Origin of the sequence: Amycolatopsis sp. cmx-11-51, from assembly GCF_047608665.1 — a bacterium.
Taxonomy (GTDB): domain Bacteria; phylum Actinomycetota; class Actinomycetes; order Mycobacteriales; family Pseudonocardiaceae; genus Amycolatopsis.
Map to the genome: position 1 here is coordinate 35391 of NZ_JADNQO010000026.1, position 12779 is coordinate 48169.

Annotated in this window: 13 protein-coding genes and 1 pseudogene; 8 read left to right on the forward strand and 6 right to left on the reverse strand. The window is 66.9% G+C overall.

The features are described from left to right. Positions 1 to 396: 396 nt before the first annotated feature. On the reverse strand, positions 397 to 1002 hold the full coding sequence (locus tag ACM6LU_RS37590) for a TetR/AcrR family transcriptional regulator (protein WP_414942634.1): 606 nt from the start codon (positions 1000 to 1002) through the stop codon (positions 397 to 399). An 80-nt stretch (positions 1003 to 1082) separates the two neighbouring features. Between ACM6LU_RS37590 and ACM6LU_RS37595 the strand changes: the two genes are divergently transcribed. After that, on the forward strand, positions 1083 to 2342 hold the full coding sequence (locus ACM6LU_RS37595) for an FAD-binding oxidoreductase (RefSeq protein ID WP_414942646.1): 1260 nt from the start codon (positions 1083 to 1085) through the stop codon (positions 2340 to 2342). A gap of 41 nt (positions 2343 to 2383) precedes the next feature. Continuing rightward, on the forward strand, positions 2384 to 3127 hold the full coding sequence (locus tag ACM6LU_RS37600) for a MerR family transcriptional regulator (protein ID WP_414942635.1): 744 nt from the start codon (positions 2384 to 2386) through the stop codon (positions 3125 to 3127). Between the two features lie 203 nt (positions 3128 to 3330). Here ACM6LU_RS37600 and ACM6LU_RS37605 read toward each other — a convergent pair whose 3' ends face one another. After that, complete coding sequence (locus ACM6LU_RS37605) at positions 3331 to 3675, reverse strand: Imm1 family immunity protein (RefSeq protein ID WP_414942636.1); 345 nt, start codon at positions 3673 to 3675, stop codon at positions 3331 to 3333. Further along, positions 3663 to 3911: pseudogene (locus tag ACM6LU_RS37610) on the reverse strand (DddA-like double-stranded DNA deaminase toxin); the annotation flags it as partial. The pseudogene ACM6LU_RS37610 and the gene ACM6LU_RS37605, both read right to left, overlap by 13 nt. A 541-nt stretch (positions 3912 to 4452) precedes the next feature. Between ACM6LU_RS37610 and ACM6LU_RS37615 the strand changes: the two are divergent. The 5 genes from ACM6LU_RS37615 (at position 4453) to ACM6LU_RS37635 (ending at position 7791) form a co-directional block, all read left to right on the forward strand. Then, positions 4453 to 5349: an alpha/beta fold hydrolase gene (locus ACM6LU_RS37615; protein ID WP_414942637.1), complete on the forward strand. Its 897-nt coding sequence runs from the start codon at positions 4453 to 4455 to the stop codon at positions 5347 to 5349. 101 nt (positions 5350 to 5450) lie between these two features. Then, on the forward strand, positions 5451 to 5597 hold the full coding sequence (locus tag ACM6LU_RS37620) for a hypothetical protein (RefSeq protein ID WP_414942638.1): 147 nt from the start codon (positions 5451 to 5453) through the stop codon (positions 5595 to 5597). After that, positions 5585 to 6289, forward strand: coding sequence for a response regulator (locus tag ACM6LU_RS37625; RefSeq protein ID WP_414942639.1), 705 nt, complete (start codon positions 5585 to 5587; stop codon positions 6287 to 6289). Before ACM6LU_RS37620 ends, ACM6LU_RS37625 begins: the two co-directional genes overlap by 13 nt. A gap of 421 nt (positions 6290 to 6710) precedes the next feature. Continuing rightward, positions 6711 to 6914: a cold-shock protein gene (locus tag ACM6LU_RS37630; protein ID WP_276367717.1), complete on the forward strand. Its 204-nt coding sequence runs from the start codon at positions 6711 to 6713 to the stop codon at positions 6912 to 6914. A 214-nt stretch (positions 6915 to 7128) separates the two neighbouring features. Further along, a complete protein-coding gene (locus tag ACM6LU_RS37635) occupies positions 7129 to 7791 on the forward strand; it encodes a hypothetical protein (RefSeq protein ID WP_414942640.1) in 663 nt (220 codons plus the stop codon). A 285-nt stretch (positions 7792 to 8076) separates the two neighbouring features. Here the strand turns inward: ACM6LU_RS37635 and ACM6LU_RS37640 are convergent, their stop codons facing one another. From ACM6LU_RS37640 to ACM6LU_RS37650, 3 genes are all read right to left on the reverse strand, one after another. Further along, positions 8077 to 8574, reverse strand: coding sequence for a hypothetical protein (locus ACM6LU_RS37640; RefSeq protein WP_414942641.1), 498 nt, complete (start codon positions 8572 to 8574; stop codon positions 8077 to 8079). 36 nt (positions 8575 to 8610) lie between these two features. After that, complete coding sequence (locus ACM6LU_RS37645; protein WP_414942642.1) at positions 8611 to 9006, reverse strand: hypothetical protein; 396 nt, start codon at positions 9004 to 9006, stop codon at positions 8611 to 8613. Positions 9007 to 9266: 260 nt separating this feature from the next. Then, positions 9267 to 11978, reverse strand: coding sequence for a helix-turn-helix transcriptional regulator (locus ACM6LU_RS37650; RefSeq protein ID WP_414942643.1), 2712 nt, complete (start codon positions 11976 to 11978; stop codon positions 9267 to 9269). A 404-nt stretch (positions 11979 to 12382) separates the two neighbouring features. Here ACM6LU_RS37650 and ACM6LU_RS37655 point away from each other — a divergent pair, with 404 nt between their 5' ends. Continuing rightward, complete coding sequence (locus ACM6LU_RS37655; protein WP_414942644.1) at positions 12383 to 12655, forward strand: hypothetical protein; 273 nt, start codon at positions 12383 to 12385, stop codon at positions 12653 to 12655. Positions 12656 to 12779 lie beyond the last annotated feature (124 nt).

Genomic DNA, 12779 nt, shown 5'->3' on the forward strand with positions numbered 1-12779 from the left:
TGCACACGACAATGCCGCCTACGCCCGCGACCTCTTGAGCGGAGCGTGCAGCACTACCGCGACAACCGCGACAGCGGCTCTCCGACCAACCGATCGAACAACGCCCGGTTCACCGCCGCGACCCTTTCGCCGGTCGAACCACCCGCTCGAGGCCACGCGCCACCCGGCAAGCAATCGGCCCCCCGCCCGCCGCCGAACGAACCCATGCACACGACTTCAGACATCCGTGCAGCCGACTTCGGACAACGACAGGCGCGTGTTCCTCCGTGATTCCGAGTTCACTGGTTCCGGCGATCGGGGCGCAATCCGGCTTGTCGGTGCCCACTTCGGCGCACTGGAATGCGACGGCGCGCGGCTATCGTGCTGAGCTTCTTTGACACGGTCGCGCGCCGAGTGTTAGCGAAGAGCTGCGGCGGCTTGAGCGAGCAACCAGCTTTCCGATTGCTCGTAGGTCCAGCCATTGTCATCGTGCAAGGTGAAGTAACCGGAATATCCGAAGTAGAACCAGAGGATGTCGCTCGCCTCCGCGACCGTCGTTCCCTCGCGCAAGCCGCCGACGTCGCGGAGCCGGGTGGCGACGGTTTCGATGGCATCGCGGTAGCGCGTCGTGGCCACGCGCAGGTTCTCGGCGACCTCGGGGTTGTGTGGCGCGGTCGACAGCACCAGCCCAATGATGTCGCCGTATATCTCGCGCATGGACCTGACTACGGCCGCGGTGTGCCGCAGTATCTCGTCCGGGTCGGTGAGGGCCTCGATCTGAGAGAGGGTCTGCGCCACGATCGGCGCTTGGCTCCACAAGTCGACCAGCGTCCGGATCAGGCCCTGTTTGCCGCCGGCCACCGCGTACACCGTGGCCGGTGCTACACGTGCCTCCGCCGCGATGTCATCGATCTTCGTCGCGAAGAATCCGTTACGGGCGAAGAGCAGACGTGCCGCGTCGATGATGGCGGTGCGGGTGGCCGCGGCGTACTCGGCGCGGCGGCCTCTCGAAAGCTCGGTCATGGCAATCGCAGCATAGCCGGAGGTCGTTCGTCAGAGTTTCGCTCTGACGAGTATGGGGTTACTCTGGCGACGTGAGTGACATGCTGACATCTGGAACGGAATACGAAGCAGTTCTGTCCATCTGGAACGGTGCGGTGACCAGCCGTCCGCTTGCCGTCCTTCGCTGCGCCGACACGGCTGATGTCCAGGCCGGGGTTCGGACCGCCCTGAAGAAGGGGCTCCCGCTGTCGGTCCGCGGTGGCGGGCACGACTGGGCCGGTCGCGCGCTGGCCGACGGCGGACTGACTCTCGACCTGAGCCCGATGCGACAGGTGAGCGTCGACCCGGCCACCGCGGTCGCCACCGTGGCGGGCGGCGCCACCGCGGCCGACGTGGCCGCGGCCGCGCAGCGGGCCGGCCTGGTCGCGGTGACCGGAACAGCCGGTTCGGTCGGTATGGCCGGCCTGACGCTCGGCGGTGGTTACGGACCGCTGAGCGGCCGGTTCGGTCTCGCCGCCGACAACCTGCTGTCGGCCGACGTAGTGCTCGCCGACGGCACGCTGATCACCGCCGACGACGAGCACAACCCCGAGTTGCTTTGGTCGCTGCGCGGTGGTGGAGGCAATTTCGGCGTGGTCACCACTATGCGGATCCAGTTGCACGCGGTGCCGTCGATCCTGGCCGGGATGATCATGTATCGGTTCGACGCTCTGCCGGAACTGGAGGAATCGCTGCTGCGCGGGCCGGACGAGCTGACCGTGCAAGCCGGCTTCATCACCACCCCGACCGGTGAGCCGGCGCTCTTCGCCGCACCGACCTGGTGCGGCGATCCCGAAGCGGGAACCCAGGTGCTGCAGCAGTTCACCGAGCTCGGCGAGCCGCTGGCGGCGCAGGTCGGGTCGACCACGATGGTCGATCAGCTCGCACAGATCGACGCGATGTTCCCAGCCGGTCGCCACGTTGAGATCGCGACGCGGACAGTCACCGGACTCGACCGTACCGTTCAGGAGATCTTGCTCGACGCCGCAAGCGCCAAGACCTCGCCGCTGTCCGCAATCTCGCTGCACAGCCTCCATGGGGCAGCCGCTCGCGTGCCTGCCGACGCCACCGCGTTCCGCGACCGGACGCCGCACCTGATGGTCGAGACCATCGCGGTCTGGGAACCAGGGGACGCCGGTGAAGATCGACACCGGGCATGGGTACGGAGAACCGACCGTCTTCCGGGCGGCTATCCCAATCTGCTCGGGCCGGAGGACACAGAGCGCACCGCCGCCGTCTTCGGGCCGAATACCGAGCGACTACTCGCCGCCAAACAAAGGTACGACCCCGAATTCGTGTTCCACGCCCCGGGCAGGCTCTGACGGGCATTGAGTCGAAGAGAGGCCGTTGACGGAGGAGTGAAGTGGCCTGGAGCACCCGCGAGATCGCTCAACTCGCCGGCACCACACTGCGAGCGGTACGCCACTACCACGACATCGGGCTGCTGGCGGAACCACAGCGGCGTGCCAACGGCTACAAGCAGTACGGGGTGGCTCACCTTGTTCGGATACTGCGCATCAAACGCCTGACGGACCTCGGGTTCTCGCTGTCCCAGATCGCGACCATGGAGGACACCGACCACCAGCCGGTGGAGGCCCTGCGCGCCCTCGACACCGAACTCGCGGCCACCATCGAACGTCTCCAACGCGCTCGCACCGAACTCGACGTCATCCTGCGGCAGCCGACGCCGGCCGAACTGCCACCCGGCTTCGCGGCCCCCGACGTCGTGGCGAGGATGTCGCACGCCGACCGCTCATTCATCGTCGTGCTGACCCGGGTCCTCGGAGCAGAGGCCCTGCGAGCCTGGGCGGACATGCTGCGTGAGCCCGTCACCGACCCGGTCGCCGGACGGTTCGACACGCTTTCCGCGGACGCCGATGAGCAGACCCGCGCCGCGGTGGCCCGGGACATGGTCCCCTACCTACGCACGCTGTACGCGAAGCATCCTGAAGTGAAGATCACGAACGCCGGCACCCGGCACAGTGCACGCTACGTCGAGCAGGCCGTCGGCAAGGCCCTGACGGAGCTCTACAACAGCGCGCAGCTGGACGTTCTCCGGCGCATCAACAAACTGCTGTCCGACCCGCACGACCATCCAGGTCAGTAGTTCGGGGTGTGGTGCCCGGTGATCGCGATCAACAGCGGTAAGTCAAAGGTGGCAGGTCCGTGAAGGTCTCCTTCCCTACCGTGAGAGTAGGCAAAGTCAAGTTGCAACTGAGGCAGTGAAACTAGAAGTGCCGTTTTCGCAGGTCAGAAGTCGTAGAGGTAGAACGCGGTGTGGCGGGTGCGGGCTTTAGGAGCCCGCACCCGTCAGAAGCTGTCCGTTTGCCAGTCGATGCCGTCCGGTCGCTCACCACCGGTGTTCAGGAACTGGTGAGCGGCCTTCCTGACTTCGTTGATCGGCAGTTCGGCGTCGTCCGGGAACTCGGTGTCCGAGCCCATGTAGTAGTAGATCGTTTCGGCGTCGTCCGTCTTGGTGCCACGCGAGTAGTAAGCGTCGGCCGAGGGGTCAGCGGCGCCGGACACGGTCAACTCAACGAGGTTCGGCCGCTGCGTCGCTACCAGGGCGTCGAGGACCTCGTCGAGTGCTGCGGCAGTCTCGACCTGCGCGGGTTCGAGTGCTTCACGGTCGAACCAGGCCACTAGTGCCACCACGGGTGGGCTCCTCCCTCGTAGCGCTTGACGTAAGGCGTGCCGTCCGGTTCGACACCGTGGACTGTGAGCACGGACCCGTCCGGCAGCAAGATGGGGACCAGGGTGTCACAGCTCAAGATGCCCTTGCATACGACATTGTTGATCACCACCACCGCCTCGGTGATGCCTTCGTGAGCCATCTTCGCCGCGAGCTTCATCTCGACATCCGACGTGCGCAGCGGCTTCCGCGGAATGCCCTTCTCCTGAAGCTGCTAGGCCGCGAGCTGAGAAACCTGTGCGCACAGCTGTGCGCACAACGCAAGCTCTTCACCCGTAGTCCCAGCGCGCCGAAGATCGCTGTAGTCCAGCGGAACCGGCACCTTCGCGCACTGGAGTTGCGGTATCACCTGCGGCGGCACCACCACGTCGTCCGGACACGCCGCCCATGCCGGCCGCGGCTTTCCCGCCGCTGATTCCCCGGCTGTCGCCGGATTCACCGCGGCCAGGACGCCCATCAGACCCAGCGTCCCCACCAGGGCCATACCCCGTGTACGAAACGTTCCCGTCTCCTGTCTGACCCACCCTCAGCGGGCCTGCCCACATCCGAACCCGTGCCCTCAGGGCATGGTCAAGTGGACGCCGGGGAGGTCTTCGGTGGACCATCGCGGAACGCGCGAGGTCGCGGATATCTCCGGAGATCGTCGGCAAGGTCACACCGGTACGGGGTTGAGTGTGCCGCTACGGCCGAGTGTCTCGTTGAAGGCGCACCGTGCCAACGAATCGATCCCGGAGGCTTCCATGGCCTTGCACGACTCCGGCCCGCCTGTCATTCGACGCGCCACCGATCGCATGGGTGCCGCTGTCGGGGCGACGGTGGTGCTCGCGCTGGCGACTGCCTGCACGAGCACCCCGACCGCGGCGGGTGATGAGTCGCAACCGTCTCCTGCCGGATTGGCGGCGTACTACGGGCAGAAGCCGAATTTCGGCTCGTGTGAGGGCTACGGCTCCACGCCGGGGGAGAAGAAGCTCTACGCCAAGCCTTTCGAGTGCGCTCGGCTGACGGTGCCGCTGGACTACCGGGACCCGAAGGGAAAGACCATCCAGGTCGCTGTACTCCGGCTTCCCGCCCAGGGAGACCCCGGTCAACGCATCGGCTCACTGGTGCTCAACCCGGGCGGGCCGGGCGGTTCGGGCATGACCCAGGCGACGACGTTCAGTACCGCGTTCGCGAAGAGCCCGCTGCTGCAACGGTTCGACCTGGTGGGGTTCGATCCGCGCGGGGTCGGGTCGTCGACGCCCGCGATCAGCTGTTTCACCGACCAGGAACGCGATCGCGGCGAGGACCAGACCACACTGCTGGCGTCTTCGGGTAAGTGGAGCGAGGACGACACCCGGCGCCTGGCGGAGCGATGCGCGCAGGGCTCGGGCGGGAAGGAGATCCTGGCCGCGGTCGGCACCCGTAACGCCGCCCGGGACATGGACATCCTGCGCTCCGCTCTGGGCGACGAGAAGTTGACCTACGCGGGGCAGAGCTACGGCACCCGGCTCGGCGCGGTCTACGCCGAGATGTTCCCCAAGAATGTGCGCGCACTGGTACTGGACGGCGTGGTGGACCCCACCTTGGAAAACCCGCCGCGACGGCTCACCCAGCAAACCGGCTTCCAGCAGAACTTCGAAAAGCTGGCAGCCGCCTGACCAACGCGCGCAAGCACGCCCCGGCCGCCCCGGTCGCCGTCACGATCACCGCCGAACCCGGCGCGCACCTGAGCGCGGAGGTCGCCAACGAGACGCCACCCGTGCGCCCCGCAACGGCACCGGCCGACTCCGGGTCGGGGTTGCGCGGCCTTGCTGAACGGGTCACGCTCGTCGGCGGCGACCTCCGGCACGGCCCGACCCGCACCGGCGGCTGGCGGCTGGCGGTCCGGCTACCGTGGCCGACGTGACCGAGGAAGCACCGGGCGACGCCCCGGCCATCGCCGTGCTGATCGCCGACGACGACCCGGTCGTGCGCTTCGGGCTCACCATGATGCTGCGCGGCGCCACTGACCTGCGGGTGGTTGCCGAGGCGACTGACGGCGCGGAGGCGATCGAGCTGGCCGGTCGCCACGCCCCCGACGTGATCCTGATGGACATCCGTATGCCCGGCACCGACGGTATTACTGCCACCGAGACCCTCTGCGCCCGCGACGACGCGCCCCGGATCGTCGTACTCACCACCTTCGACTCCGACGCCCACGTCCTGCGCGCTCTGCGCGCGGGCGCGGCAGGGTTCCTGCTCAAGGACACCCCACCGGAGGAACTCGTCGTCGCCATCCGCCAGGCCGCAGAGGGACGGCCCGTGCTCTCGCCCGAGGTCACCCGCCGTCTCATCCACCGCGTCGCCGGCGCGGGCCCCGGACGCGACGCTCGCGCCGAAGCCGCGCGCAAGCGCCTGGACTCACTCGCCCCGCGGGAACGCACCGTGGCCATCGATGTCGGCGCCGGGCGCTCCAACGCCGAAATCGCCGCCCGCCACTACCTGGGCCTGGCCACCGTCAAGACGCACGTCTCGGCCATCCTCACCAAGCTGGACCTCGACAACCGCGTCCAAATCGCACTGCTTGTCCACGACGCCGACCTCGATCCGCAAGCGTGAGCCCGACCGCTCCCAGAACGCGCGCTCGTACCGCGGAGCGGTCGTTCAAGAACGCGGCGGCGGCCCAACGAACCGCGTGGTAGCCCGTTCCACTTCTGCGCTGGTGTCCGTGGTCCCACGACCGGCGACATGGTGGTCCCTCGGTCTTGGCAACCGATAGATCGAAGCCACTCCAGCCGACGGGCGGGCAGCTCTTCACGGGCTACGGCCGCATCTGTCGAGAGCCACGCTCCGTAGCCGAGCGGGCGGCCGGATTACTCCCCGCTAACCGGCCGTCAGCGGGGAGTTCAACCTGGCCACCAACACGATGCCGCCTGTCTCGGTCCTGACAGGTGCGCAGATGGGCTGCCGCCTGCGACAATGGCTCTCAAGATCAGGGCATCGTCAGGGCTCTGACGCACGAAAAGGAGCAGGTGCAGGTATGGCTCAGGGCAGTGTGAAGTGGTTCAACAGCGAGAAGGGCTTCGGCTTCATCGAGCAGGACGGTGGCGGGCCGGACGTGTTCGTGCACTACTCGGAGATCCAGGGCAACGGGTTCAAGTCCCTGGATGAAGGGCAGCGCGTGGAGTTCGAGATCGGCCAGGGCCAGAAGGGCCCGCAGGCCCAGGGCGTCACAGCGATCTGACGCATCGGCTGCCGGAAACCTTGGCCGATGGGCTGGCGCCGAGACCAGCCGTCGCGGCGATGCTCGGCTACCGCCCCGTCCCCGCGGCGCTTACAGCGCGGCGGGGGCGGGTAGATCACGCGATATGAACTGGTGGAAGTCAGTGAGTCGACGGCGGCAGCCTGGTCTGATTCCCTTCGCCGATGCGCTGGAGGCGGTGGGCGGGGACGGAGCCATGGGCACGTACGCGGGCGAGGTTCCGCTGCCTCAGGTGCTTGGCTCGGTGTCCCGCTCCGAGGATTTCGATCATCGGTTCAGGCCCCGCAGGCGCACAGCCCGATACGAGTCCGTCCTCGCGCGATTTCGTGCCGGGGACGCTCCTCCGCCTGTCGAGGTCGTACGGCTCGGGCAGCTCTACTTCGTGTCCGACGGGCACCATCGAGTGGCCGCGGCCAGAGAACAGGGCTGGACCCACATCCCCGCCAACGTCCGGCGGATCTGCTCCGTCGCGTACGTGTGCAGTTGTGTGTCGGCCGCTGACCTTCCCGCCAAGGCAGCCGAACGGCGATTCCTGGAAGAGGTCCCGCTGCCCGAGCCTGTCCGCCGCGACCTGTGGCTCGACCGCCCCGCGGACTGGTCACGACTGGCCGACTCCGCACTCGCCTGGGGATTCCGACGCCAACGCGACGGCGAGGCCGCCGACGTCGACGCGCACAGCCTCGCCAGCACCTGGTGGGTCGAGGAGGTCGCGTCGGCGGTCGACCGCATCCGCGAAAATGCCCCGACCGACCTCGTCGACGTGCAGCTCTACATCACCGAACTGGCCCGCCGCGACGGCGTAGCGGAACTCCGCTGGCCGACCTCCCATTGCTGCCCCGACCACACCCGGCAATCCTGACAACCACCGATCAGAGGGCCGCGAAACGCCCCGGGCATTGCCGTGTTCGAGCCGGTTCCGGGCTGCGAGACCTCACGGGGCGAACCGTTGGCCGCGCCCTCGCCGTCCTCGCCCACGCGCTAGTCGCCGAGGCCGCCGGGTGCAGCCGACGACGACACCGTCGCGGCGATCATCATCCGACGCCCGCATCGGACACGCGCCCAGCACGATCGCCTCGTCGACCCGAGCCGACCCGGCACAGTCCAAACAGGAACGTTTTCTGCAGGAATTCGCCGGAGCGGCGGCTCATTCTCGATTACCAGGCCTGCCCATGGCGCCTACATCGTTCCAACACCATTTTCGACCTGTTTTCTTGAGTCCGATCCGCATGTCGAAGACTTTGCCGTCGCGATCGGTCAGCGCCAGTTCGAAACTCTTGGTTTCACCGGCTGACTTGGGGTTCACCAGCATGGCATGATCGACGTCGCCGACGTATCCGGCGGCGCGGTGCACCCGGGGTTCCGCGTCGGCGCACTTGACCGAATTCAGTGTCTCCGCGTTTTTGGTGTTGAACCCGTTGACGATGGTGTTCGCGGTGTCCCTCGGGTCGGCGGCGAGAAGAAACCCAGGCACGACGAAAGCGGTGATCCCCAGTGCGGTCAGCGAGACCAGGATCAGGGAAAGGGTGATCCACAGCCAAGCAAGGCTTTTCTTCGGCGGCGGAGTGCCGTATCCCATAGAGGACGCGTGCCCTGTGTACGGCGGTCGGCCATAGGGCTGCCCCGGCTGAGAAGGATAGGTCATTTGAGCTTGGCTCCAGGTATCAAGACATTCTCCACATCAGCCCTGTTCGGGCGCTTGAATTTTCACGCCGAGGCTGTCCAGCGGTACGCCATAGGCCCTGAGCAACCTGACGTGCTTGCCCTTCCTCGACGCCCGTCGCGCGATCTGGACCGTCGCGAGCGCGATCAGGAAGAGACCGGCGAATAGCAGGAGTTGCGCGAGCGCCAGGTTGCTTTCCCACAGTGACTGATCACCGGGACCGGAACTGCGGCCATTGCCCCAGACGATGGAGATCGCGGCACAGGTGATGCCGGGGAACAGCACCAGGCCGTTCCACTTGTTGATGCTGGTCTGCTGACGGGCAGCTGCCCGCAGGTGCGCCTGCTCCGCCTCGGCGGGCAACGGGCTCGGGTAAGGATACGGCGGGCCGGAAGCGTCCGGAGAATCGTCCATGGTGTTCGACACTGTCAGCTCTCATCGTTCCGCACGCCGGAAACGCGAGATTGCCCGGCAGGCCGGACCGATTCCCGCGGGTTCAGGGCACGATTGTCGACTCGCTTGAACATGAGACCCCCAGATGGCATTACGTGGTCACCACACTGACCAGCATCGGTCAGCCTCGCCGTTCGGGCAAGGGCAGGCATCGGCCAGGTGGCCAGATCTGCCCCACAGCCTCGCCGTCCGACGAACTGGCCTGCCGGCTGACAACCCGCTCATCGATGGGGGAACCCGGATTTCGCCGCCTCGGCGTCGACGTCCACCGCGTGCCTTCGTCCCGCCGCAGCCGCCAGCTCCGCCCGGTTGGCGACGGCCACCTTGGCGAAGACGTGGGCGAGGTGTGTCTTGACCGTCGATCGACTCATGAACAGCCGTGCGCCGATCTCGGGGTTGGTCTGCCCGGCCACGACTAGATCGACGACCTGCCGTTCGGTGAGCGTCAGGCTCTGCCAGCCTGTGCCGGAGGATCTGCCACGGCGCTGGCGGGACGCGTAGTCCGCGGCTTCATCAAGGGTGAGTTCGATGCCCGCCGACCATGTTTCGGCGAATGTGTCCGGATCGATTTTCGCGCGCAGCGTGGTCACCGTTGCGGTGTGCCCCGCATCGTCGACCGGGCGAAACCCGCGGCCCACCGCGACGCGCCCGCTTTCGCTTGCGGCGAGTAGCCGGACCGCGACCGCTGGATCACGCGTCACGCCTGCCAGCGCGTCGAAGCTGTCCGGCCAGAAAGTGCGCAAACCGTGCTCGACGCGGATGTCCAGTGCCCGATGGTGGAGCCGTGCGGCCTCGCCCCCGCTGCCCTTGTCCCTGGCCAGGTACCCGAGTTCGTCGAGAGCTTCGGCTTGGACGTGGGGAACGTCCAGCGTCGTGGCCAACGCCACGGCGCGCTCGGCGACAACACGTGCTTCGCCGGGCCTTCCCAGGCGACGTAGCGTCTCGGCCAGCGGGGGCAGCACCTGCGCCACATGCCAGTTGTCCGTCGCCGGCTCGGCGAAACGGGAGGCGATCGTCAGCCAGTGGTGGGCAGCGTCGAGGCGCCCTTGCCACAAATCCACCAGGCCAGGGATCACCGCGAAGCAGCGCAACAGTTCGGGGACAGTGTCGCTGACCGAGCGGAGTACCGGCTCGATCGCGGCGCGGGCTCCGTCGAAGTCTCCGGACAGGGCCAAGGCCCACGCCAAGTTGACCGTGATGTGTCCGACGGCGAAGTGATCCCCAAGCGGTTCGACCAAGGTGAGGGCCTCCCGGCTGGCACTGACGGCACTGGGGACCTCGCCGGTGAACAGATCCGCCCAGATCTCGATGCCGACGGCAAAGGCGGCTGTACATCGGTCGCCTCGCGCCAGCGCTTGCCGGCGCGCGTCACCGATTTCCGTACGCGTTTGGGCATGCCGGTCACGGTTGGCGAGTGTCCGTGCTCGCAGAATCGCGGCGTGCTCGACGGTGAATGGGTCGTCCGCGAGAACGCCCGACCGGCCGCCTTCGCTCGCCAGGTCATGACTAGCGTCGGAGTCGAAGTACAGCCAGCGGTGCGCGGCCCACGTCAGGCACCGTCCCCGATGCCGGTCGCCGACGCCTGCGATGTCGATGCCCCGTTCGGCCAGTTCTGCGGCTTCCGCTCCGTCGGCGTTGCCCACGGCCATCGCGGCCGCGCCGGACAACAGCGCGGCCTGCAACGGCGTTCGGTCGTCGGGGGCCAGGTCGATCGCCCGCCGCAGGTAACCCATGCCTTCGTTCGTGTGGCCGCAGACGAACCAGAAGCGACTGAGGGCCGCGGCGAGTTCGCGTCCGTGTCCCGGATACTCGTCGAGCGCCCGGATGAGGGCGGCACGCAGATTGTCATGGTCGGCGTGCAGCGCGATACGCCAGTAATCCTGATCGCGCTCGAAGCCTGCTTCCGCGACCCGGGCGAATCCGAGGTAGTACTCGAGATGCCGACGTCGCAGCTCGGTTGATTCCGCGGCTTGCTCCAGACGATCCGAAGCGTACTCACGGATCGTTTCCAGCATGTGGAAGCGGGCACCCGTCGGGGTGTTGACCTTTGCCAGCAAAGACTTGTCGACCAGCCGCCGAACGCCGTCCAACACTTCCGCGCCCCCCGTGCACACCGCACTCGCGGCATCGAGGTCGAATCCGCCCGCGAATACGGCCATCCCGCGAAACAGCTCGCGGTCGGTTTCATCGAGCAGGTCGTAGCTCCATGCCAGCGAGGCCGTCAGCGAACGGTGTCGCTCGGGGGCCAGCCGCGGGCCACCGGGCAGCAGCGTCGACCGGTGCCGTAACCGCGCCGCGATCTCGCCGGGAGCCAGTACTCCCGCCCAGGCCGCCGCGAGTTCGATCGCCAGCGGAACACCGTCGAGCCGTTCGCAGATTTCCTGCTCCACGCTTTTGCCCGCGACGTAGTCCTGGACCACGAGGGCCGCTCGATCGGCGAAGAGCCGCGACGCGGACTCCATGCCCATGGGCGGAACACGCCACACTGCTTCGCCGGAAACTCCCAGCGGCTCGCGGCTGGTCGCCAGCACCGACACACCCGGGCAGCCGCGTAGCAACAGGTCGACCAACTCGGCGCAGGCCACGAGGAGGTGCTCGCAGGTGTCCAAGCAAACCAGCTGCTGCCGATTTTTCAGCTGCGCGACCAGCGCCCGCCGTGGGTCGCCGGCGGGGTGTACGAGGACCTGCGTAGCTGCTGTCACGGTTCGCGTGACCTGCTCTGGGTCGACCAGCGACCCCAGATCGACCCAGCACGCGCCGTCCACGTACCGGTGGGCCGATGCCTCCGCCACGGCCACAGCCAACCTGGTCTTGCCGATGCCACCAGGGCCGGCAAGCGTGACGAGCCGACGCTCGGTCAGTGCCTTTTCCACGTGAGTCCGCTCGATGTCCCGGCCCACGAAGCTTGTCAGCTGGACCGGGAGATCCGGCATGGTGCCGCGACTCGACTCAGGAATGCCGTGTTGCACTTGCCATCTCCCCATTCTCGGTACCGCGGCGAAGCCTGATCGCTCCCCTGGACAGATCTTCTTCGCGGCCAGACCTCGGCATCCGACTGGTGGCCAGGATGCCAGCTCGGCGATTCTCGCCACAACGTCGGCCACCTGGCCGATGTCGTCCCGGCACCGAGCCCCGAAAGTGGGCGTGCGACCACCCGCAGATCGGTATCCGACAGCAGAGGAACAGGCGAATTGTCGACATGGGCGACCAGTGTGCGAGATTGTCCTGCCAGCCAGTAATTGCAGCCAGTTGGCCGTAGCGCCCGCTTCTTCGTCGCGCCCAGCGCAAGGAGCGGAGATGGTATCACAACCACTGTAGAGGCAATCGAGGAGAAGAAATGTCGAGCGTTACGAAGCTGATTTCGGTGATGATTCTTGCTGCCACCATCGCGACAGAAAATGTCGCGTTGGATTCGGCGGCGGCGGCCGCCGGAGCGTCGACAAGTATCTCGGATATTCCGATCACCATGACCGTCACAGAGGAATGGGTCTTCGGCCCGTTTACCCATGAACAAAATTGCCTGACCGCGAGGGCATTGTGGAACGGTCCGGTCGGCGACTGCTTCGATGCCAGCGTTTTCGGGGGCAAGTGGTACTTCGTCGGCTACTAACCTGGGTCTTTCGCGCAATGTGATGTAGAACTGGCCTGAAAATGGAGGAAGTGCCTGTCCTGTAAGGGAAAATTGGGCTTGCGACGGTCCAAGATTCACTCGATAGGAAGGCACTCCCTTGGTG

What these genes read in the sequence shown, in the direction of transcription:
- ACM6LU_RS37590 (WP_414942634.1), bottom strand. Translation starts at nt 1,002, where the DNA reads ATGACCGAGCTTTCGAGAGGCCGCCGCGCCGAGTACGCCGCGGCCACC.
- ACM6LU_RS37595 (WP_414942646.1), top strand. Translation starts at nt 1,083, where the DNA reads ATGCTGACATCTGGAACGGAATACGAAGCAGTTCTGTCCATCTGGAAC.
- ACM6LU_RS37615 (WP_414942637.1), top strand. Translation starts at nt 4,453, where the DNA reads ATGGCCTTGCACGACTCCGGCCCGCCTGTCATTCGACGCGCCACCGAT.
- ACM6LU_RS37630 (WP_276367717.1), top strand. Translation starts at nt 6,711, where the DNA reads ATGGCTCAGGGCAGTGTGAAGTGGTTCAACAGCGAGAAGGGCTTCGGC.
- ACM6LU_RS37635 (WP_414942640.1), top strand. Translation starts at nt 7,129, where the DNA reads ATGGGCACGTACGCGGGCGAGGTTCCGCTGCCTCAGGTGCTTGGCTCG.
- ACM6LU_RS37640 (WP_414942641.1), bottom strand. Translation starts at nt 8,574, where the DNA reads ATGACCTATCCTTCTCAGCCGGGGCAGCCCTATGGCCGACCGCCGTAC.
- ACM6LU_RS37645 (WP_414942642.1), bottom strand. Translation starts at nt 9,006, where the DNA reads ATGGACGATTCTCCGGACGCTTCCGGCCCGCCGTATCCTTACCCGAGC.
- ACM6LU_RS37650 (WP_414942643.1), bottom strand. Translation starts at nt 11,978, where the DNA reads ATGCCGGATCTCCCGGTCCAGCTGACAAGCTTCGTGGGCCGGGACATC.
- ACM6LU_RS37655 (WP_414942644.1), top strand. Translation starts at nt 12,383, where the DNA reads ATGTCGAGCGTTACGAAGCTGATTTCGGTGATGATTCTTGCTGCCACC.